Annotated in this window: 21 protein-coding genes; 8 read left to right on the forward strand and 13 right to left on the reverse strand. The window is 72.0% G+C overall.

All coding sequences use genetic code 11. From position 1 onward, the window contains the following. Positions 1–2 precede the first annotated feature (2 nt). Genes hisF through hisD form a run of 8 tightly spaced genes read right to left on the reverse strand, consistent with a single transcriptional unit; the run spans position 3 to position 5,698 of the window. Complete coding sequence (gene hisF / locus ACZ619_RS04390; protein WP_469593938.1) at positions 3–758, reverse strand: imidazole glycerol phosphate synthase subunit HisF; 756 nt, start codon at positions 756–758, stop codon at positions 3–5. Beyond that, positions 755–1,159, reverse strand: a complete 405-nt coding sequence (locus ACZ619_RS04395) for a RidA family protein (protein ID WP_469593940.1) — start codon at positions 1,157–1,159, stop codon at positions 755–757. The genes hisF and ACZ619_RS04395 overlap by 4 nt, the downstream gene beginning before the upstream one ends. Next, a complete protein-coding gene (gene priA, locus ACZ619_RS04400) occupies positions 1,156–1,881 on the reverse strand; it encodes a bifunctional 1-(5-phosphoribosyl)-5-((5-phosphoribosylamino)methylideneamino)imidazole-4-carboxamide isomerase/phosphoribosylanthranilate isomerase PriA (RefSeq protein WP_469593943.1) in 726 nt (241 codons plus the stop codon). Before priA ends, ACZ619_RS04395 begins: the two co-directional genes overlap by 4 nt. Beyond that, the gene (hisH, locus tag ACZ619_RS04405) at positions 1,878–2,528 is read right to left on the reverse strand and encodes an imidazole glycerol phosphate synthase subunit HisH (RefSeq protein WP_469593945.1); all 651 of its coding nucleotides are present in this window, start codon (positions 2,526–2,528) and stop codon (positions 1,878–1,880) included. The genes priA and hisH overlap by 4 nt, the downstream gene beginning before the upstream one ends. Further along, the gene (locus ACZ619_RS04410; protein WP_185149395.1) at positions 2,519–2,683 is read right to left on the reverse strand and encodes a hypothetical protein; all 165 of its coding nucleotides are present in this window, start codon (positions 2,681–2,683) and stop codon (positions 2,519–2,521) included. Before ACZ619_RS04410 ends, hisH begins: the two co-directional genes overlap by 10 nt. Continuing rightward, positions 2,680–3,273, reverse strand: a complete 594-nt coding sequence (gene hisB / locus ACZ619_RS04415) for an imidazoleglycerol-phosphate dehydratase HisB (protein WP_133028294.1) — start codon at positions 3,271–3,273, stop codon at positions 2,680–2,682. The genes ACZ619_RS04410 and hisB overlap by 4 nt, the downstream gene beginning before the upstream one ends. Continuing rightward, on the reverse strand, positions 3,270–4,376 hold the full coding sequence (locus ACZ619_RS04420) for a histidinol-phosphate transaminase (RefSeq protein ID WP_469593949.1): 1,107 nt from the start codon (positions 4,374–4,376) through the stop codon (positions 3,270–3,272). The genes hisB and ACZ619_RS04420 overlap by 4 nt, the downstream gene beginning before the upstream one ends. Continuing rightward, positions 4,373–5,698 carry a histidinol dehydrogenase gene (gene hisD / locus ACZ619_RS04425; protein WP_469593952.1) on the reverse strand — a complete coding sequence of 442 codons (1,326 nt, stop codon included), beginning with the start codon at positions 5,696–5,698 and terminating at the stop codon, positions 4,373–4,375. Before hisD ends, ACZ619_RS04420 begins: the two co-directional genes overlap by 4 nt. Positions 5,699–5,899: 201 nt before the next feature. On the opposite strand from hisD, the gene ACZ619_RS04430 reads away from it, so the two are divergent. The 5 genes from ACZ619_RS04430 to ACZ619_RS04450 all read left to right on the forward strand — a co-directional run bounded on the left by ACZ619_RS04430 (position 5,900) and on the right by ACZ619_RS04450 (position 10,072). Then, on the forward strand, positions 5,900–7,477 hold the full coding sequence (locus ACZ619_RS04430; protein ID WP_469593955.1) for an oxidoreductase: 1,578 nt from the start codon (positions 5,900–5,902) through the stop codon (positions 7,475–7,477). Positions 7,478–7,615: 138 nt separating this feature from the next. After that, positions 7,616–8,680, forward strand: a complete 1,065-nt coding sequence (locus tag ACZ619_RS04435; RefSeq protein ID WP_469593958.1) for a hypothetical protein — start codon at positions 7,616–7,618, stop codon at positions 8,678–8,680. A gap of 11 nt (positions 8,681–8,691) precedes the next feature. After that, a complete protein-coding gene (locus ACZ619_RS04440) occupies positions 8,692–9,432 on the forward strand; it encodes an LON peptidase substrate-binding domain-containing protein (RefSeq protein ID WP_469593961.1) in 741 nt (246 codons plus the stop codon). Between the two features lie 17 nt (positions 9,433–9,449). Next, entirely contained in the window at positions 9,450–9,956 is a 507-nt protein-coding gene (gene ybaK / locus ACZ619_RS04445) for a Cys-tRNA(Pro) deacylase (RefSeq protein WP_469593964.1), read from the forward strand. Positions 9,957–9,997: 41 nt separating this feature from the next. Next, complete coding sequence (locus tag ACZ619_RS04450) at positions 9,998–10,072, forward strand: hypothetical protein (protein WP_469594501.1); 75 nt, start codon at positions 9,998–10,000, stop codon at positions 10,070–10,072. Between the two features lie 132 nt (positions 10,073–10,204). On the opposite strand, the gene ACZ619_RS04455 is transcribed toward ACZ619_RS04450, so the two are convergent. The 4 genes from ACZ619_RS04455 to ACZ619_RS04470 form a co-directional block, all read right to left on the reverse strand. Beyond that, a complete protein-coding gene (locus ACZ619_RS04455) occupies positions 10,205–10,876 on the reverse strand; it encodes an AAA family ATPase (RefSeq protein ID WP_469593967.1) in 672 nt (223 codons plus the stop codon). Positions 10,877–10,910: 34 nt separating this feature from the next. Next, complete coding sequence (locus tag ACZ619_RS04460; RefSeq protein WP_469593970.1) at positions 10,911–11,738, reverse strand: ABC transporter permease; 828 nt, start codon at positions 11,736–11,738, stop codon at positions 10,911–10,913. Between the two features lie 100 nt (positions 11,739–11,838). After that, positions 11,839–12,813: an ABC transporter ATP-binding protein gene (locus ACZ619_RS04465; RefSeq protein ID WP_469593973.1), complete on the reverse strand. Its 975-nt coding sequence runs from the start codon at positions 12,811–12,813 to the stop codon at positions 11,839–11,841. A gap of 239 nt (positions 12,814–13,052) precedes the next feature. Then, positions 13,053–14,279, reverse strand: coding sequence for an NYN domain-containing protein (locus tag ACZ619_RS04470; protein ID WP_469593976.1), 1,227 nt, complete (start codon positions 14,277–14,279; stop codon positions 13,053–13,055). 218 nt (positions 14,280–14,497) lie between these two features. Here ACZ619_RS04470 and ACZ619_RS04475 point away from each other — a divergent pair, with 218 nt between their 5' ends. Further along, a complete protein-coding gene (locus ACZ619_RS04475; protein ID WP_046729551.1) occupies positions 14,498–14,677 on the forward strand; it encodes a hypothetical protein in 180 nt (59 codons plus the stop codon). A gap of 111 nt (positions 14,678–14,788) precedes the next feature. Here the strand turns inward: ACZ619_RS04475 and dnaE are convergent, their stop codons facing one another. Further along, on the reverse strand, positions 14,789–18,328 hold the full coding sequence (gene dnaE / locus ACZ619_RS04480; protein WP_469593980.1) for a DNA polymerase III subunit alpha: 3,540 nt from the start codon (positions 18,326–18,328) through the stop codon (positions 14,789–14,791). A gap of 233 nt (positions 18,329–18,561) precedes the next feature. Between dnaE and ACZ619_RS04485 the strand changes: the two genes are divergently transcribed. Then, positions 18,562–19,887, forward strand: a complete 1,326-nt coding sequence (locus tag ACZ619_RS04485) for a DUF2252 domain-containing protein (protein ID WP_469593982.1) — start codon at positions 18,562–18,564, stop codon at positions 19,885–19,887. A 67-nt stretch (positions 19,888–19,954) separates the two neighbouring features. Continuing rightward, positions 19,955–20,647: a hypothetical protein gene (locus ACZ619_RS04490; protein WP_469593985.1), complete on the forward strand. Its 693-nt coding sequence runs from the start codon at positions 19,955–19,957 to the stop codon at positions 20,645–20,647.

Below are 20,647 nucleotides of genomic sequence, written 5' to 3' on the forward strand. Positions count from 1 at the left end.
CGTCAGCGCACGGGGTGGCCGGCCTCCCGCAGGGTCTGCTTCACCTCGCCGATGCGCAGGTCGCCGAAGTGGAAGACGGAGGCGGCGAGGACCGCGTCCGCGCCGGCCGCGACGGCCGGGGGGAAGTGGGCGAGCGCGCCGGCCCCGCCGGAGGCGATCACCGGGACGGTGACGTGCCCCCGGACGGCCGCGATCATCTCCAGGTCGTAGCCGTCCTTGGTGCCGTCCGCGTCCATCGAGTTGAGCAGGATCTCGCCGGCGCCCAGCTCGGCGGCCCGGTGCGCCCACTCGACCGCGTCGATGCCGGTGCCGCGGCGTCCGCCGTGGGTGGTGACCTCGAAGGAACCCGACTCGGTACGGCGGGCGTCGACCGACAGGACCAGGACCTGGCGGCCGAAGCGCTCCGCGATCTCCCGGATCAGGTCCGGGCGCGCGATCGCCGCGGTGTTGACGCCCACCTTGTCGGCGCCCGCGCGCAGCAGCCTGTCGACGTCCTCGGCGGTGCGCACACCGCCGCCGACGGTCAGCGGGATGAACACCTGTTCGGCCGTGCGGCGCACGACGTCGTAGGTGGTCTCCCGGTCGCCGGAGGACGCGGTGATGTCCAGGAAGGTCAGCTCGTCGGCGCCCTCCGCGTCGTACACCTTGGCCATCTCGACCGGGTCGCCCGCGTCACGCAGGTTCTGGAAGTTGACGCCCTTGACGACCCGGCCGTTGTCCACGTCCAGGCAGGGGATGACTCGGACCGCCAGGGTCATGAATCCACGGCTCCTCTGTATGCCTCTAGCTCTGCTTCGACCAGGATGCGCGGGTCGACGAAGCCCTCGACGACCAGCAGGGTGGACACCGGGCGCACCCCGCCGAAGATCTCCCTGTGGGCGCGTCCCACCGCGTCCACGTCCCGCACGTGGGTCAGGTACATCCGGGTGCGGATCACCGACTCGGGTCCCAGCCCGAACTCGGCGATGGCCTCCAGCGCGGTGCCGAAGGCCACCTTGGCCTGCTCGTACGGGTCGCCCTCCCCGTAGAGCACCGTGCCCTTGAAGGACGTCGTACCGCCCACCAGCACCCGGTCGCCGGCCGCCACGGCGCGGGCGAAACCGAAGGACTCTTCCCAGGGACTTCCGCTCTGCACGCGCCGCACGGCTTCGGACGTCATCGTGACACTGCCTCCAGTGCTTCTTCCAAGGTGAACGCCTTGGCGTACAGCGCCTTTCCGACGATGGCGCCCTCGACTCCGAGGGGTACCAGTTCGGCGAGGGCGCGGAGGTCGTCGAGCGACGACACGCCGCCGGAGGCCACGACCGGCCGGTCCGTCGCCGCGCAGACGTTCTTCAGCAGTTCCAGGTTCGGGCCCTGGAGCGTGCCGTCCTTCGCGATGTCGGTGACGACGTAGCGGGCGCAGCCCTCCTTGTCGAGGCGGGCCAGCGTCTCGTAGAGGTCGCCGCCGTCGCGGGTCCAGCCGCGGCCGCGCAGGGTGGTGCCCTTGACGTCCAGGCCGACCGCGATCCTGTCGCCGTGCTCGGCGATGACCTTGGCGACCCACTCCGGGGTCTCCAGGGCGGCCGTGCCGAGGTTGACCCTGGTGCAGCCGGTGGCGAGCGCGGCGGCCAGCGTGGCGTCGTCGCGGATGCCGCCGGACAGCTCGACCTTGATGTCCATGGCCCGGGTGACCTCGGAGACCAGCGCGCGGTTGTCGCCGGTGCCGAAGGCGGCGTCCAGGTCGACCAGGTGGAGCCACTCGGCGCCCGAGGCCTGCCAGGAGAGGGCGGCCTCCAGGGGGGAGCCGTAGGAGGTCTCGGTCCCCGACTCGCCGTGCACGAGGCGGACGGCCTGGCCGTCGCGGACGTCGACGGCGGGGAGAAGTTCGAGCTTGCTCACAGTGTTCCGATCCAGTTGGTGAGGAGCTGGGCGCCGGCGTCGCCGGACTTCTCGGGGTGGAACTGGGTGGCCCACAGGGCGCCGTTCTCCACGGCGGCCACGAACGGCTTGCCGTGCGTGGACCAGGTGACGAGCGGGGCGCGCAGCGCCGGGTTGGCGGTCTGGAGGGACCAGTCGTGGACGGCGTAGGAGTGCACGAAGTAGAAGCGCGCGTCCTCGTCCAGGCCCGCGAACAGCGCGGACCCCGCCGGCGCGGCCACGGTGTTCCAGCCCATGTGGGGCACGATCTCGGCCTGGAGCGGCTCGACCGAGCCGGGCCACTCGTCGAGGCCCTCGGTCTCCACGCCGTGCTCGATGCCGCGCGCGAACAGGATCTGCATGCCGACGCAGATGCCCATCACGGGCCGGCCGCCGGACAGCCGGCGGCCGATGATCCAGTCGCCGCGGGCCTCCTTCAGCCCCTGCATGCAGGCGGCGAAGGCGCCGACGCCCGGGACCAGCAGCCCGTCCGCGTTCATGGCCCGGTCGAAGTCACGGGTGATCTCGACGTCGGCCCCGGTGCGGGCGAGGGCGCGCTCCGCGGAGCGCACGTTCCCGAAGCCGTAGTCGAAGACGACGACCTTCTTGACGGTTCCGCTCAATTCCACACCTCCAGCCTCACGACGCCCGCCACCAGGCACATCGCGGCGCCGATCGAGAGCAGCACGATCAGGCTGGTGGGCATCTTCTGCTTGACGAAGGAGATGATGCCGCCGACCAGGAAGAGGCCGACGACGATCAGCACGGTCGAGAGGCCGTTCACAGCGCGCCCTTCGTGGACGGGAGGATGCCGGCCGCGCGCGGGTCGCGCTCGGACGCGTAGCGCAGGGCCCGGGCCAGCGCCTTGAACTGGCACTCCACGATGTGGTGCGCGTTGCGCCCGTACGGCACGTGCACGTGCAGGGCGATCTGCGCCTGGGCCACGAAGGACTCCAGGATGTGCCGGGTCATGGTGGTGTCGTACTCGCCGATCATCGGGGCCATCTTCTCCGGCTCCGTGTGCACGAGGTACGGGCGGCCGGACAGGTCGACCGTGACCTGGGCGAGGGACTCGTCCAGCGGGACCGTGCAGTTGCCGAACCGGTAGATGCCGACCTTGTCGCCGAGGGCCTGCTTGAACGCGGCGCCGAGGGCGAGGGCGGTGTCCTCGATGGTGTGGTGCGAGTCGATGTGCAGGTCGCCGTCGGTCTTGACGGTGAGGTCGAACAGACCGTGCCGGCCGAGCTGGTCGAGCATGTGGTCGTAGAAGCCGACACCGGTCTTGATGTCGGTCTTGCCGGTGCCGTCGAGGTCGATCTCGACGAGGACCGAGGTCTCCTTGGTGGTGCGCTCCACGCGCCCTACGCGGGTCATGCGTCCAGCTCCTTCTTGACTTCACGTACCGCGTCGAGGAACGCGTCGTTCTCCTCGGGGGTTCCCGCGGAGACCCGCAGGAAGCCGGGCACCCCGTTGTCCCGGACCAGGACCCCCCGGTCGAGGATGCTCCGCCAGACGGCGTGCGGCTCCTCGAAGCGCCCGAACTGCACGAAGTTGGCGTCGGACTCGGTGACCTCCAGGCCCACCGCGCGCAGCTCGGTCACCAGCCGGTCCCGCTCGGCCTTGAGCTGCTCGACGTACTTCAGCAGCGTGTCGGTGTGCTCCAGGGCGGCCAGCGCGGTCGCCTGGGTGACCGCCGACAGGTGGTACGGCAGCCGGACGAGCTGTACGGCGTCCACGACGGCCGGGTCCGCGGCGAGGTAGCCGAGGCGCAGGCCGGCCGCGCCGAAGGCCTTCGACATGGTGCGGGAGACGACGAGATTCGGCCGTCCTTCGAGCAGCGGCAGCAGCGAGGCGCCGTGGCTGAACTCGATGTAGGCCTCGTCGACGACGACCATGGAGGGCTTGGCGGCCTGGGCGGCCTCGTAGAGCGCGAGGACCGTCTCGGGCGGCACCGCGTTGCCCGTGGGGTTGTTGGGGGTGGTGATGAAGACGACGTCCGGCTTGTGCTCGGCGATGACCGCCGAGGCGGCCTCGACGTCGAGGGTGAAGTCGGCGTTGCGCGGGCCGGAGATCCAGCCGGTGCCGGTGCCCCGGGCGATCAGCCCGTGCATCGAGTACGACGGCTCGAAGCCGATCGCGGTGCGGCCGGGTCCGCCGAAGGTCTGGAGCAGCTGCTGGATGACCTCGTTGGAGCCGTTGGCCGCCCAGACGTTCTCGATGGAGAGCGGGTGGTGGCCGGTCTTCGTCAGGTACTTGGCGAGTTCCGTGCGCAGCTGGACCGCGTCCCGGTCGGGGTAGCGGTTCAGGTCGCGGGCGGCCTCGCGCACCCGCTCCGTGATCCGCTCGACCAGCGCCTCGGGCAGCGGGTACGGGTTCTCGTTGGTGTTCAGCCGGACGGGGACGTCCAGCTGGGGCGCGCCGTAGGGGGACTTGCCGCGCAGCTCGTCCCGTACGGGGAGATCGTCGATGCCTGTCACTTGCTTCCGGGTACCTTCCAACCGAACCTTGCCTTGATCGCCGCTCCGTGTGCCGGCAGGTCCTCCGCCTCCGCCAGCGTGACCACGTGGTGCGCGACGTCGGCCAGCGCGTCCTTCGTGTAGTCGACGATGTGGATGCCGCGCAGGAACGACTGGACGGACAGCCCGGAGGAGTGGCACGCGCAGCCGCCGGTGGGCAGCACGTGGTTGGAGCCGGCGGCGTAGTCGCCGAGGGAGACCGGCGCCCAGGGCCCGATGAAGATCGCGCCCGCGTTCTTCACCCGGTCGGCCACGGCGGCGGCGTCGGCCGTCTGGATCTCCAGGTGCTCGGCGCCGTACGCGTCGACGACCCGCAGGCCTTCGTCGATGCCGTCGACCAGGACGATCGCGGACTGCCTGCCCTTCAGGGCGGGGACGATCCGGTCGTCGACGTGCCTGGTCGCCGCGACCTGCGGCTCCAGCTCCTTCTCCACCGCGTCCGCGAGTTCGGCCGAGTCGGTGACCAGGACGGCGGCGGCCAGCGGGTCGTGCTCGGCCTGGCTGATCAGGTCGGCGGCGACGTGCACCGGGTCGGCGGTGGAGTCCGCGAGGACGGCGATCTCGGTCGGGCCCGCCTCGGCGTCGATGCCGATCCTGCCGGTGAAGTAGCGCTTGGCGGCGGCCACCCAGATGTTGCCGGGGCCCGTGACCATGTTGACGGGCGGGCAGGACTCGGTGCCGTGCGCGAACATCGCGACCGCGGTGGCGCCGCCGGCCGCGTACACCTCGTCGACGCCGAGCAGGGCGCAGGCGGCGAGGATCGTCGGGTGCGGCAGACCGCCGAACTCGGCCTGCGCCGGGGAGGCGAGGGCGACGGACTCGACGCCGGCCTCCTGCGCGGGCACCACGTTCATGATCACGGAGGACGGGTAGACCGACCGGCCGCCGGGCGCGTACAGCCCGACGCGCTCCACGGGCACCCACTTCTCGGTCACGGACCCGCCGGGCACCACCTGGGTGGTGTGGGTCGTGCGGCGCTGCGCGCGGTGGACGAGACGGGCGCGCCGGATGGACTCCTCCAGGGCCGCGCGCACGGCCGGGTCGAGCCGCTCCAGGGCCTCGGCCAGGGCCTTCGCGGGCACCCGCACCTGCTCCAGGGTGACCCCGTCGAACTTCTCGGCGAAGTCGATCAGCGCCGCGTCACCCCGATGATGCACGGCCTCGCAGATCGGACGCACCTTCTCCAGGGCGGCCGAGACGTCGAAGTCGGCTCGGGGCAGCAGGTCGCGCAGGGCGGGTCCCTCGGGGAGGGCGTCGCCGCGCAGATCGATTCGGGAGATCACGGAACCAATTCTCTCAGACGGCACTCGGGACCCGTCCGCGCGTATCAATGGCTGATACAGAACGTGAGCCGACGGCCGGTGCATAGCCTGGCCGGAACCCGGAAGATCGCGTTCACCATGTGTGTTCGCGATCTCACGCATCGGGCATCACCGGTTGTACCGGGACACGACTCACGCGTGGTCGAGGAAGAGGGAAGAGCGGTGACCGAGGGGGACGGCGTCCGGGACGGGGAACCGCCGGACGATCTGACCGCGGCCGAGGCCGGTATGTGGCAGGCGTTCCGCAACGGCAGCGTGTACGACCTGAGCAGCGGCGACACGCGCGTGGACGATCCGCACGGCGGCCACCCCTGGGGTCCGGAGCGGACCGTGCGGGCGCGGATCGTCTGCTGGCTGCTGCTGGCCGGGCCGCCGGCGCTGGCGGGCCGGGTGGCCGCGCTGAAGCTGGCGGGCGTGCGGATCACCGGCGCGCTGGACCTGGCGGGCGGCACGGTCACGCCCTACGTGGAGCTGCGCGGCTGCCGCTTCGACGACGAGGTGCTGCTGCCGGAGGCCCACTTCACGACCGCGCGGTTCGTGGACTGCGCGGTGCCCCGGATGGAGGCGGCTCGGGTGCGCACGGAGGGCGACCTGCATCTGCCGCGCTGCCGGTTCCTCGGCGGGGTCCGGCTGACCGACGCGCACATCGGCACCGACCTGCTGCTGAACCAGGCGGTGGTGTACCGGGACCGCAGCGGGCGCTCGATCGCGGCGGACGGCATGACGGTCGGCCAGGACCTCCAGGCGGAGCTCCTGGAGTCGCACGGGGAGCTGAGCCTGCGCAGCGCCAAGGTGGGCGTCTCGCTGAGCCTGCGCGGGGCGCGGCTGCTCAACCCGTACGGCCGGTTCGCGCTGAACGCGCCGCAGCTGACGGTCGGCCGGACGCTGTACCTGACCCCGGCCGGGGTGGGCGGCCCCTGGCGGAGCGGGACCACGCCGGCGCGCGGGACCCGGATCCAGCGGTTCGAGTGCCGGGGCGCGATACGGCTGGACGACGGCCGGTTCGGGGACGCGGTCGACCTGGAGCGGGCGCGGTTCGTCCTCACGGACGACCAGGAGCTGTCGCTGCGCCGGGTGCAGGTGCCGGAGCTGCGGTTCCTCGGGGAGGAGCCGCAGCGCGGCCGGGTGCTGCTGTCCGGTGCCCGGGTGGTCAACCTGGTCGACCGGGCGGCCAGCTGGCCGGGTCCGGGGCGGCTGCACATGGGCGGCTTCGGCTACGAGAACCTGGTCCCGCAGGGCCCCTTCCCGCTCACCCTGCGGCTGGGCTGGGTGGCGGCGGCGACCGCGGAGTACAACCCGGAGCCGTACGAGCGGCTGGCGAGCGTGCTGCGGGCGGCCGGTGAGGACGAGGACGCGCGCGAGGTGCTGCTCGCCAAGCAGCGCCGGCGCCGCGAGACGCTGCCGCCGGCCGCCAAGCTCTGGGGGTACGCGCAGGACCTGACGGTGGCCTACGGCTACCGGCCGGGCCGGGCGGCGGTGTGGATGGCGGTGCTGTGGGCGGCGGGCACGTTCGCCTTCGCCCGCGCCCCGCATCCGCCGATGAACGCGGGCGGCCATCCGGTCTGGGATCCGGCGCTGTTCGTCCTGGACCTGCTGCTGCCGGTGATCGACCTGGGCCAGGCCGGCCAGTGGCGGCTGAGCGGCGGCTGGCAGTGGGCGGCGGCGGTGATGATCCTGCTGGGCTGGATCCTGGCGACGACGGTGGCGGCGGGGGCCACGAGGCTGCTGCGACGCGGGTGACGGGGCTCCCTCCGGTGTCCGCGGACAGATACCGAACAGATGAGCAACAGTCACCTTTTACCTTTCCTTGACCTTCGGCCGTACAACTTTCCCGGAGTTGCCCTTTGGTCTGGCGCTGCCTCGACCTGCGGACTTTCAATGGTCAACACCATGGCTTCGCTGCGCTCGCTCTTCCGTTCCGCACGGAGGGCCACGACCGATTCGAGCCTCGCCGCCGGACCGCTCCCGGCCGACGACGAGGTCCTGCTCGACGCGCCCGACGAGCGGCTCGCCCCCGCGCTGGTGGCGGCCGGCCGGGGCGAGCCCGGCCCCGCAGCGAAACTGCTGGCCGGGACCCGTGCGGCGGCCGAGTGGGAGGAACGCGACCGGTACGTCCACCGGCTCGCCCTGTTCGCCCGCTCCCGCGACGAGTGGCTCGGCGCGTGGTCCGGGGCCGCGCCGGACGACCCGGACCTGCTGCTGGTCGAGGCCCAGCTCGCGGTGGACCGTGCCTGGGACTCCCCCGCCCGTGCCGAGCTGCTGCGCCCGGTGAGCGCGCGGATCACGGCCGCCGCCCGCGGCGACGACCGGGACCCGGTGCCGTGGCGGATCGCCCTGGACCACGCGCGCGGCTCCCACGCCGGCCACAAGTACTTCGAGGAGCTGTGGGAGGCCGCGGTCCGCCGCGCCCCGCACCACTACGGCTGCCATGTGGCGGCCCTGCGCTATCTGGCCGCGCACTGGCGCGGCTCGCACCGCGAGTGCTTCGACTTCGCCGACCTGGCCGCACAGGACGCCCCGCCCGACTCGCTGGTGCAGTCCCTGCCGGCCCGGGCCGCCTTCCGGTACCTCACCGACGGCTGCGGCCCCGAGGTGCCGCGGGCCCGCCTGGACGATGCGGCCGACCGGGCCATCGCCCTGTCCGACCGCTTCCCGGCGGCCGACCCCTGGCCCGCCGAGGTGCGCAACAAGCTGATGTACCTGCTGGTCCGCCTGGAGCGCTGGGAGGCCGCCCGCACCCAGCTGCGGCTGATCGGCCCGTACGTCACGTCCTTCCCGTGGGACCGCCTGTCCGACGACCCGCTGGGCCATTTCGTACAGCTGCGCGCACGGCTGCTGGCCGGGACGGGACCGCTCCCGGAGGCGGGGCCGCTCCCCTCCCCGAGCGGCGCCGGACGCCCACGGACCGAGCACGGCGGACATGCCACCGCCGATGACCACTAGGCTGTGGCGCCGTGACCACCGTCCGTCTCCCCCTCTTCCCGCTGAACTCTGTGTTGTTCCCGGGACTGGTGCTGCCTCTGAACGTCTTCGAGGAGCGCTACCGCGCCATGATGCGTGACCTGTTGAAGACGCCCGAGGACGAACCGCGCCGGTTCGCCGTCGTGGCGATCCGCGACGGCCACGAGGTGGCGGCGAGCGCACCGGGCATGCCGGATCCGACGGCCCAGCCCGAGAAGGGCCCGGCGGCCGGCTTCGGACCCGACCCCCTCGCCTCCTTCCACCAGGTGGGCTGTGTCGCGGACGCGGCGACGATCCGGGAGCGGGCGAACGGCACGTTCGAGGTGCTGGCCACCGGCACGAACCGGGTGCGGCTGCTCTCCGTCGAGGCGTCCGGCCCGTTCCTGACGGCCGAGCTGGAGCAGCTGCCGGAGGAGCAGGGCGACGAGGCCGGGGCGCTGGCCGAGGGGGTCCTGCGGGCCTTCCGCCAGTACCAGAAGCGGCTGGCGGGCGCCCGCGAGCGCTCCCTGACCGCGGGGATCGAGCTGCCGGACGAGCCGTCCGTCGTCTCCTACCTGGTCGCGGCCGCGATGATGCACGACACGCCGACGAAGCAACGGCTGCTCCAGGCCCCCGACACGGCCTCCCGGCTCCGGGACGAGCTGGAGCTCCTTCGCGCCGAGACGGCGATCATCCGTAACCTGCCGTCACTGCCCGCGGCGGAGCTGACGCGGTCGCCGACGAGCCTGAACTGAGCCGGGGTCTCCTGCACATGCCGAAGAAGCCGAACAAGAAGCAGCAGTCCGCGGGCGGCACGCCGGCGACGGTCGCCCTGACCACGGCGGGCGTGGACTACACGGTCCACTCCTACGACCACGACCCCTCCCACCCGTCCTACGGCGAGGAGGCGGCGGAGGCGATGGGCGTCTCGCCCGACCGGGTCTTCAAGACGCTGGTGGCCGACGTCGACGGCACGCTCACGGTGGCCGTGGTCCCGGTGGCGGGCAGCCTGGACCTCAAGGCCCTCGCGACGGCGGTCGGCGGCAAGCGGGCGGCGATGGCCGACCCGACGCTGGCGGAGCGCACGACGGGCTACGTCCGGGGCGGCATCTCCCCGCTGGGCCAGCGCAAGAAGCTCCCGACGGTCCTGGACGCGTCGGCCTCCGCCCACCCCACGATCTGCGTCTCGGCGGGCCGCCGGGGTCTTGAGGTCGAACTGGCCCCGACGGCCCTGGCCGACCTGACCGACGCGACCGTGGCGCCCATCGGACGTGCGTGACCCCTCGACGCGCCTTCCGTCCTCGGCTAAGTACGGAAGGCATGTCGAAGAAAACGCGGAAACGAAAGTGGCGCGTGAAGAAGAGCCGCTCGAACCACGGCCGCCGTCCGGCGTAGGGACCGGGGGCGCGGTGGCCCGAGGACCGGGGGACGCCTTGATGCGCCGACCGCGGGCGGCACGTGGCCGGTCGCGCGGTTCCCCGCGCCCCTGGGACGTCCGGCCCGCCCGGCGTTCCAGGACCAGGCCGTTCAGGCCGAGGCGGGGGGCTGCGGGGTCTCGTACAGGGAGCCGTCCTCGTAGGGGGGCTCGGGGTCGCGGGGGCCGAACAGGGCCGTCAGCCCGAGGTGCACCAGCAGCGCGGACAGCGACCACGCGAGCAACGCCCCCATCGCCCCGAGCTTCAGCGGCGCCGAGAACGTGACCCCCTTGCCCACGGCCTTCGCGTGCGCGATCACGTCCTGCGCCGGCCCCAGCCACACCCCGACCCGCCACGCCAGCAGCGACCCGAGCAGCCCACCGACGCCCAGCGCCACCACCAGCGGCACCCCGCCCCGCCGCCGCCACAGGAACACCGCCAGCGCGCTCACCGCCCCGAACGCCAGCGCCAGCAGAGTGAACGTGCCGTCCACGCCCGCCGCCTGCTCGCCCTCGGTGTCCTTGAGGTAGACCACCCAGCTCTTGCCGGATCGGTCACCCACCAGCGGCACGTGCGGCGCCAGCCACAGCCACAGCAGCCCCAGCAGCACCCCGCTCACGGCCACCGCGACGGCGACCACCGCGCCTTCCCGCAGCTCGGTCTTCATCCCGGGACCGTCCTGTCCGTACTCTGCTGCGAACCCCGCCCCGGCAGGCGGCGCCTGCCAGGCCTGGTGCGAGGACTGGTCGTGCGGCGGCGGAGGCGGCGTCAACGGTGCGGTCACCCTGACATCGTGCCAGGTCGGCCTGTGCGGTGCGTCACCGGACGGCGGCCCGGCGGTACGCCCACGTGGCGACGGCCAGCGAGACCACGCCCACCCCGGCGCACACGCCCAGGTCAGCGAGGACGGCCGTCCAGTCGGGATGCGCCCCGAAGGTCCGGGCGAAGGCCTCCACGCCGTACGTGGAAGGCAGCAGATCGCGCGCGAGCCGGATGATCCCCGGCATCCGGTCGGGCGGCAGCACACCGAGCAGCAGCGCCGCCGACATGCCCAACTGCCCGAGCAACGTGGCGAGTTCGGGGCGAGGGGCGAGCAGCCCGCAGGCCGCCCCCAGCCCCGCCAGGGCCGCCCCCGCGAGCGGGATCACGGCCACCAGGATCCACAGGTTCGCCAGCGGCAGCCCGAACAGCACACATCCGAAGACGGCCGTCACCAGCGTCCCCGGCACGGTGAAGGAGGCGTACGCGGCGGCCGCCCCGAGCACCACGGAGGCCGGCGGCACCGGCAGCGTGGCGTAGTGGTCGAGCCCGCCGCTCGCCCGCAGCTGCCCGAAGTACTGCGACAGCAGGTTCAGCGCCACGTACGCGACGACCACCACCGCCGAGCCCGCCACCACGGACTGCGCCTCGGCCCGGCTGTCCACCACCCCGCGCATCATGATCATGATGCCGACGGACTGGAAGGTCGCGACGAACAGCAGCGGGATCCGCGCCACCCGGGCACGGGACAGCTGCGCGCGGTAGACGGCCGCCAGCGAGGGCCACAGCCGCGCCCGCGGGCCCAGCTCGGCCGCCCCTCCGCCCGGTGGCGTCCGTTCCACGGCCAGGGCACCGCCCGGCAGAACCTCCGCGGGTACGACACTCACGTCGCGTTGCTCCTCTTCCCAACGGCATCCACGGCACCTGCGGCCGCCGCGCCTTCCCGTACGGGCCCGGTCGCCCCGGCGTTCACGTCCACGCCCGTGTTCACGCCTTCACCAGCCCCTGCCGTGCGGCGCCGCCCAGCGCCAGGTAGACATCCTCCAGGCTGGGCGTGGCGAGGGTGAAGTCGTCGAGGGCGGCGAAGGCGGCCCCGCCGGTCACCGTGGCGACGGCGGCGCGGGCCTCCTCGGGCGCGAGCCGCAGCGTCCAGCGCCGGCCGGACTCGACGGCGCGCTCGCGCAGGACCGCGACCTCGGGCACGTCCAGCGGCGCCCGCTCCCGCCAGACCAGCTCGACCCGCACCTCGCCGGCGACCCGTTCCTTGAGCCCGGCCGGGGTGTCGCAGGCGATGACCCGGCCCTGGTCGAGCACGGCGACCCGGTCCAGCACGGTCTCCGCCTCGATCACGTTGTGGGTGACCAGGACGACGGTCGTGCCCCGTTCGGCGCGCCGCCGGTCCACGGCGGCCCACACGGCCCGCCGGGCCACGGGGTCCATCCCGGTCGTCGGTTCGTCGAGCACGAGCAGCGGCCGCTCCCCCACCAGCGCGGCGGCGAAGCAGGCGAGCCGGCGCTGTCCCCCGGAGAGCTTCTTGAGCGCCCGTCCGGCGAGGGGCCCGAGCCCCAGCTCCTCCAGTACGGCGTCCCGCTCGCCGCGCGCCTGCCGTACGTCCAGCCCGCGCAGCCGCCCGGTGGTCTCGGCGGCGAGGGACACGGTCAGTTCGTCGAGCGCGCTGGACTCCTGCCCGAGGTAGGCGAGGATCCGCGCGGCCCGTTCCGGATGCCGCACGATGTCGTGGCCGAGGATCTCGACACCGCCCGAGTCGGGCCGCAGCAGCCCGGTGAGCTGCCGCACCAGCGTCGACTTGCCGGCCCCGTTCGGCCCGAGCAGCCCGAAGATCTCGCCGCGCCGCACCTCCAGCTCGACCCCGTCGGTGGCCCTGACCTCGGGCACCCCCGGGGCGCCGCGCCTGCCCTTCACCGCGGCATAGGTCTTGGTGAGCCCACGCACCGCACACACGACGTCACCCTGATGCCGCAGTACCCGGCCCACACCGTTGCTCACAAGGCACGAGACTAAGGGGTCCCGCCCGTTTACTCGCCTTTGGGGCGCCTCAGCGCCCTGTCCGGGACGCGGGGCCGTGGCGGATGCGCGGCCGCGCCGACGGGGCCGCGGCACGGTGCGGCTCCGCCGCGTGGGCGCGACCGGCCTCCGCCGGGCCGCACCCGCCGACGCGCCGTCCCGCCGCCGGCCGTCCGCTACTCCCCCGCCGACGCGTGCTCCCCGGCCCCGGCCGGAACGTCGAACTCCCGCCAGAACCCCGCCCGAATGGCGTAGCGGTCGTGCTCGTCGATCTGGTCGTCCTTGTGCGCCAGCAGCCCGAAGCGGGCCGCGTAGCGCAGCAGCTCGCCGTCGATCCGGTGCGGGATCCGCGGGTACATCCCCGACACCTTCTGCAGCCGGCTCTGGTCCCCGAGCCGGGAGATCCACCGCCGCGCGAACACCTGCCCGACCTCGTACGGATCGCCGCCGACCGTGGTGATGTCCTCCTCCCGGTCGGCCCAGCGCTGCTCCGCCGTCGTGAGCTGCGCCAGCGTCGGCATGGAGACCGCCTCGGCGGGCTCCGTCACCGCCCCGGGCCGGTCCACCCAGCCCTTGTCGGAGGACCAGCGCAGCGTGGCCGTGGTGGCGGGGTGCTGCACCGGCTGCGCCCCGGGCGCCCGCAGCGCGGCGAGGTCCTTCGGCGTGGGCACCCCCTTCGGCGCCGGGAGCCGCTCCTGCGTCCCGTTCTCGGCCGCGCCGGCCGCGGGCGCCCGCTCGGCCTCCTCGGCGCCCGGCTCGGGCGCGGCGGCCGGCGCCGACTCGGGCAGCGGCGCCGAGAGGATCGCCGCGATCTCCGGGCGCGGCACCGGCGGCGGCGCGCAGACACCCGTCAGCTCCTTCGCCCGTACCGCCTGGGTGATCCACGCGCGGTCGAGGACCCGCCGCTCGTCGGCCTCGGCGACCAGGTCCTCGGACTGGTTGTAGTCCCCGTCGGCCGCCTGCACGGCCCACAGGTGTACGGCGACCCCGTGCTCCTTCGCGGCCATCATGCCCGGCAGCAGATCCCCGTCGCCGGTCACCAGCACGATGTCGGAGCAGGCGCGGTTGCGGGCCAGCTCGGTCAGCTCGGCGTGCATGGCCGCGTCCACGCCCTTCTGCGCCCAGCGTCCGTCGCTGCGGGTCAGGGCGCCCAGCCGGACGGTCACCCGGGGCATCACCCGCAGCCGGCGGTGCTCCGGCTGGGGGACGCGGTCGGGGGCGCCGTCGAACCAGTAGATGCGCAGCAGCGGGCGCTCGGTGTCCGATTCCGCGCGGTCGCGCAGCGCCTGGATCAGCGCGGCGTGATCGACGGTGATCCGGGACCGGGAGGGCTCACCGGCGAGGAGACTGGCGGCGGCACCCAGCAGATACCCGGCGTCCACCAGGACGATGCAGCGGTCCACGCGACTCACCCTCTTTCCGGGAGGTTTGCTTCTGGGCTTCCTTCGAGTCTGCCCGACCGCACGGGGGTTAACGGCCCGAACTCGATCTTCGGCGTGGCGTTTCGGGACCTTGCCCTCCGAGAAGCCCTGTTACGGACGGTAATTATCCGAAATGCGTCTGTTGTCAGCCTATGTGAATCTGAATTCGGCCCCTAGATCCCCACAGGAGGCAGATCACCATGGCCAAGAACAAGAACCGCAAGCAGGGTGGCTCGCAGAACCGCGCGTCCCAGGCCGAGCAGGCCCACGAGCACGCGCAGCGCACGTCGACGGAGTCCCACGACTCCCCGGTGTCGCACATCCAGGGCAGCCCGGCGGATGTTGCTCGTAAGCAGCAGAAGCGCTTCGGCCACAACTGAGCGGACTCACCCGGTCCCACCGGGCCTTGAGGCCCGGACACGCGGGAGGGGCGCACCCGATGCGGGTGCGCCCCTTCCGCGCGCTCACGGCTCAGCCGGCCGGGACCGGCCTCATCCGGCCAGGCAGGACGGGCCGAGCAGCACCTTCAGGTCGCCGAACAGGGCCGGGTCGGGCTTGACCCGGTGCCGGTCCAGACGCAGCACGGTGGTCCTGGTCGGGCCCTGGAGCTTGATCCGGACCTCGCTCTCGCCCTTGTGGTGGCTGAGGATCTCGCCGAGGCGGCTGACCATCGGCGGGGTGACCCGGGTGGCGGGGATGGTGAGGATCACGGGCGCGTTGGTGCCGGCGTTGGAGAGGTCCGGGACCGCCAGTTCCATGGCGACCAGCCGGGGCACGTCCTCGCGCTTGTCGAGGCGGCCCTTGACGAACACCACCGCGTCCTCGACGAGTTGGGTCGAGATCAGCTGGTAGGTCGCCGGGAAGAACATGCACTCGATGGAGCCGGCGAGGTCCTCCACGGTGGCGATGGCCCAGGCGTTGCCCTGCTTGGTCATCTTGCGCTGGAGGCCCGAGATGATGCCGCCGATGGTGACCACCGCGCCGTCCGCGTGCTCACCGCCGGTCAGCTGGGCGATACCCGCGTCGGCCTTGTCGGAGAGCACGTGCTCCAGGCCGAAGAGCGGGTGGTCGGAGACGTAGAGACCGAGCATCTCCCGCTCCTGGGCGAGCAGATAGGTCTTCTCCCACTCGTCGGTGGTGAACTCGACGTCCAGTCCGAAGCCCGGCTCGCTGTTCTCCTCCTCGCCCATCCCGCCGAAGAGGTCGAACTGGCCCTCGGCCTCCTTGCGCTTGACCGCGACCACGTTGTCGATCATGGGTTCGTACTGGGCGGTGAGGCCCTTGCGGGTGTGCCCCATGGTGTCGAAGGCGCCGGCCTTGATCAGGGACTCCGTGGTGCGCTTGTTGCACGCGACCGCCTCGACCTTGTCGAGGTAGTCGGGGAAGGAGGCGTACTTGCCCTTGGCCTTGCGGCTCCTGATGATCGACTCGACCACGTTGGTGCCGACGTTGCGCACGGCCTCCAGGCCGAACAGGATCACGTCGTCGCCCTGGGCCGCGAAGTTGTGCACCGACTCGTTGACGTTCGGCGGGAGCACCTTGATGCCCATGCGGCGGCACTCGTTGAGGTAGACGGCCGACTTGTCCTTGTCGTCCTTGACCGAGGTGAGCAGCCCGGCCATGTACTCGGCGGGGTGGTTCGCCTTCAGGTACGCGGTCCAGTACGAGACCAGGCCGTACGCGGCGGAGTGCGCCTTGTTGAAGGCGTAGCCGGCGAAGGGCACCAGCACGTCCCACAGGGCCTGGATCGCCTCGTCGCTGTAGCCGTTCTTCTGGGCGCCGGCCTGGAAGATGGTGAAGTTCTTGGCCAGTTCGTCGGGCTTCTTCTTGCCCATCACGCGGCGCAGGATGTCGGCCTCGCCGAGCGAGTACCCGGCGATGATCTGGGCGGCCTTCTGGACCTGCTCCTGGTAGACGATCAGGCCGTAGGTGACGGCCAGGACCTCTTCCAGGGGCTCCTCCAGCTCCTTGTGGATCGGGGTGATCTCCTGGAGCTTGTTCTTGCGCAGCGCGTAGTTGGTGTGCGAGTCCATGCCCATCGGGCCCGGACGGTAGAGCGCGGAGACGGCGGAGATGTCCTCGAAGTTGTCGGGCTTCATCAGACGCAGCAGCGAGCGCATGGGGCCGCCGTCGAACTGGAAGACGCCCAGGGTGTCGCCGCGCTGGAGGAGTTCGAAGGTCTTCGGGTCGTCCAGCGGCAGGGCCAGCAGGTCGAGGTCGATGCCCTTGTTGGACTTCACCATCTTGACGGCGTCGTCCATGATCGTCAGGTTGCGCAGGCCGAGGAAGTCCATCTTCAGCAGGCCGAGCGACTCGCACTGCGGGTAGTCCCACTGCGTGATGGTCACGCCGTCCGTGTGCCGCACCCAGATCGGGGCGTGGTCGACGATGGGCTCACTCGACATGATCACGCCGGCGGCGTGCACACCCATCTGCCGCACCAGGCCCTCGACGCCCTTCGCGGTGTCGATGACCTTCTTGACGTCCGGCTCGTTCTCGTACATCCCGCGGATCTCGCCGGCCTCGTTGTAGCGCGGGTGCGAGGGGTTGGTGATGCCGTCGAGGTCGATGCCCTTGCCGAGGACGTCGGCGGGCATGGCCTTGGTGAGGCGGTCGCCCATCGCGTACGGGTAGCCCAGCACGCGCGCGGAGTCCTTGATCGCGTTCTTGGCCTTGATCTTGCCGTAGGTGCCGATCATGGCGACCTTGTCGGCGCCGTACTTCTCCGTCACGTACCGGATCACCTCGACGCGCCGGCGCTCGTCGAAGTCGATGTCGACATCGGGCATGGAGACGCGCTCGGGGTTGAGGAACCGCTCGAAGATCAGGCCGTGCGGGATCGGGTCGAGGTCGGTGATGCCCATGGCGTAGGCGACGATCGAGCCGGCCGCGGAGCCACGGCCGGGGCCGACCGCGATGCCGTTCTTCTTGGCCCACATGATGAAGTCGGCGACCACGAGGAAGTAGCCCGGGAACCCCATCTGGATGATGACGTCCATCTCGTACTCGACCTGCTTCTGCCGGTCGTCCGGGACACCGCCGGGGAAGCGGCGGTCCATGCCCAGACGGACCTCCTCCTTGAACCAGGTGACCTCGGTGAAGCCGTCGGGGATGTCGAACTTCGGCATGAGGTTCTTGGCCTCGAACATGCCGGTGGTGTCGACCATCTCGGCGACCAGGAGGGTGTTGGCGCAGCCCTCCTGCCAGGCGTCCGAGGAGTCCACGGCGTACATCTCGTCGGTGGACTTCAGGTAGTAGCCGGTGCCGTCGAACTTGAAGCGGTCCGGGTCGGAGAGGTTCTTGCCGGTCTGGATGCACAGCAGGGCGTCGTGGGCGGTCGCCTCGTGCGCGTAGGTGTAGTGCGAGTCGTTCGTCACCAGCGGCGGGATGCCGAGCTTCTTGCCGATCTCCAGGAGGCCGTCGCGGACCCGGTGCTCGATCTCGATGCCGTGGTCCATGAGCTCCAGGAAGTAGCGGTCCTTGCCGAAGATGTCCTGGTAGTCGGCGGCCGCCTTCAGTGCCTCGTCGTACTGGCCGAGGCGCAGCCGGGTCTGGAGCTCGCCGGAGGGGCAGCCGGTGGAGGCCACGATCCCCTCGGACCACTGGGAGATGGTCTCCTTGTCCATCCGGGGCCACTTCTGGAGCCAGCCCTCGGCGTACGCGTCCGAGGAGAGCCGGAAGAGGTTGTGCAGGCCCGTGCTGTTCACGGCCCACATCGTCTTGTGGGTGTAACCGCCGGAACCGGAGACGTCGTCCCGCTTCTGGTGCGGCTGGCCCCACTGGATCTTGCGCTTGTTGCGCCGGGACTCGGGGGCGACGTACGCCTCGATCCCGATGATCGGGGTGACCCCGGCCTTCTTCGCGGTGTGGAAGAAGTCGTACGCCCCGTGCAGGTTGCCGTGGTCGGACATGGCGATGTGCGTCATGCCCATCTCGTTGCAGGCGTTGAACATGTCCTTGAGCCGCGCGGCACCGTCCAGCAGCGAGTACTGGGTGTGGACGTGCAGGTGCGTGAAGGGCGGCTTTGACACGGTTTCGGCCTCCGAAGGAAACAGGCGTCGACGATCTTCCGACCGGCTGCGGACCGACTGCGGACAGTCTGGGGGACAGCGTCGAATCCTATGCCCTGGGACTGACACCCGGCGGGCGGGCCCGCGTACCTTCGGGCAAGGAGTACGGGCACTCCGCCGGACCCCCGCGCGTTGGTCCGAAGGAGAGATCCGCCCCACCATCAGGCACCATCCGCACCAGGAGGCACCCAGCGATGCCGGTCCCCCAGCTCAACGACGAGCAGCGCGGCGAGGAGATCCTCACCGTCTTCGACACCGCCTTCGGCGAGCTCCTGGCCGCCGACCCGGCCGCGTTCCGCGTGAAGTTCCGGAAGATGGCGGCCTCGGCCTTCGCCTTCTACCGGGGCACGGCGGCGCTCTTCTGCCACGACCTCGCCGCCGAGAAGCGCGGCGGTCCTTACCTGGACGAGCGCACCTCGCGCGTGTGGATCCACGGCGACCTGCACGCGGAGAACTTCGGCACGTACATGGACTCCAACGGCCGCCTGGTCTTCAACGTCAACGACTTCGACGAGGCGTACGTCGGCCCCTTCACCTGGGACCTGAAGCGCTTCTCCGCCTCCATCGCGCTGATCGGGTACGCGAAGGCGCTGAGCGACGAGCAGATCACCGAGCTGGTCGAGGTGTACGCGGAGGCGTACCGGGAGCGGATCCACGCGCTGGCGACCGGGGCCAAGAGCGACGAGGTGCCGCCGTTCACCCTGGACACCGCCGAGGGCCCGCTGCTCGGCGCGCTGCGCGCGGCCCGCTCGCTGACCCGCTTCGAGCTGCTGGACTCGATGACGGAGATCCGCGACTACGAGCGCCGCTTCGCCTCCGGCGGCGGTTCGATCGAGCTGGACGCCGCCACCCGCTACAAGGTCCTCGCGGCCTTCGACGGCTACCTGGAGACGCTTCCGGAGGCGTCCCTGTCCCACCCGGACTCCTACCGCGTGAAGGACGTCGTCGGCCGCCGGGGCATCGGCATCGGGTCGGCGGGGCTGCCGTCGTACAACATCCTCCTGGAGGGCTCCACGGACGCCCTGGAGAACGACGTGGTGATCTACATCAAGCAGGCCCAGACCCCGGCCGTCTCCCGGCACATCACGGACCCGGCGATCCGGGACTACTTCCGGCACGAGGGCCACCGCACGGTGATCTCCCAGCGCGCGCTCCAGGCGCACGCCGACCCGTGGCTGGGCTGGACCGAGCTGGACGGCGCGGGGCAGCTGGTGGCCGAGGTGTCGCCGTACGCGGTGGACCTGGACTGGAGCGACATCGACGACCCGGACGAGATCGCGGCGGTGGTCGCGGACCTCGGGCGGGCCACGGCGTCGATGCACTCGGCGGCCGACGACCAGTCCGGCGAGTCCCTGGTGCCGTTCTCCACCGAACGGGCCATCGACGCGGCCATCGCGGCGGACGAGGACGGCTTCGCGGGCGTGCTCACCGAGTTCGCGCACGCCTACGGCGCACGCGCGCGTGCGGACCACCAGATCTTCGTCGACCTCTTCCGCAACGGCCGCATCCCAGGGCTGTAACCTTCGCGGATTCACAGGGCCCTTTTAGGGGTCCCCTACATGAGTACGTGACAGACTCTCCACCGCTATGGACATATCCGGGACCCCGCTCAGAGCCGTGCGCGCGGCGCTGTTCACGGCCTTCGTCGTGACGCTCAGCACCGCGTCGCACGTGCTGCTGTCCCAGGTCCCGCTGCCGTTCACGACGGTGGCCGCGGTCGCCGCCGGCGTGTTCGTCACGGCGTACGCGCTGGCGGGCCGCGAGCGCGGCTTCGGCCGGATCGCGGCCCTGCTGATCCCGCTGGAGCTGGCCGCCGACACGGTCTTCACCGCGGGCCAGCACGCCTGCTACGGCCGGGCGGGCGGCCCGATCGCGGGCCCGCTGCGCGCGGTCGGCCTCGACGTGCTGTGCCACGGCGGTGCGGTGGGCACCCCGCTGGCCCGGATGGCCGGCGGTTCCCGCGCCTCCGTGGCGCTCGCGCACGCCGACCCGGCCGCCTCCTGGCTGCTGCTCGCCGCGCACGTCGGCGTGGGCCTGCTGGCCGCCGCCTGGCTGCGCCGCGGCGAGCGCGCCCTGGCCCAGCTGCTGCGCGCGGTCGCCGCCACCACCTTCCGCCCGCTGCTGCTCGCGGTCGCCGCGGGCACGGTCCGGCTGGCTCCGGTACGACGGCTGCCGCGTCCGGCGCCGCGCACGGCCGCCGCCCGTGACCTGGTCCTCGTGCACTCCCTGGGACGGCGTGGACCGCCGTGCTCCCGGGCGCTCGCCCCGTCCTTCGGCTGA

Source organism: Streptomyces sp. NPDC104367, assembly GCF_055583825.1.

Coding starts and splice junctions, on each gene's coding strand:
- hisF (WP_469593938.1), bottom strand. CDS start 758: ATGACCCTGGCGGTCCGAGTCATCCCCTGCCTGGACGTGGACAACGGC.
- ACZ619_RS04395 (WP_469593940.1), bottom strand. CDS start 1,159: ATGACGTCCGAAGCCGTGCGGCGCGTGCAGAGCGGAAGTCCCTGGGAA.
- hisB (WP_133028294.1), bottom strand. CDS start 3,273: ATGACCCGCGTAGGGCGCGTGGAGCGCACCACCAAGGAGACCTCGGTC.
- ACZ619_RS04435 (WP_469593958.1), top strand. CDS start 7,616: ATGGTCAACACCATGGCTTCGCTGCGCTCGCTCTTCCGTTCCGCACGG.
- ybaK (WP_469593964.1), top strand. CDS start 9,450: ATGCCGAAGAAGCCGAACAAGAAGCAGCAGTCCGCGGGCGGCACGCCG.
- ACZ619_RS04475 (WP_046729551.1), top strand. CDS start 14,498: ATGGCCAAGAACAAGAACCGCAAGCAGGGTGGCTCGCAGAACCGCGCG.
- ACZ619_RS04485 (WP_469593982.1), top strand. CDS start 18,562: ATGCCGGTCCCCCAGCTCAACGACGAGCAGCGCGGCGAGGAGATCCTC.
- ACZ619_RS04490 (WP_469593985.1), top strand. CDS start 19,955: ATGGACATATCCGGGACCCCGCTCAGAGCCGTGCGCGCGGCGCTGTTC.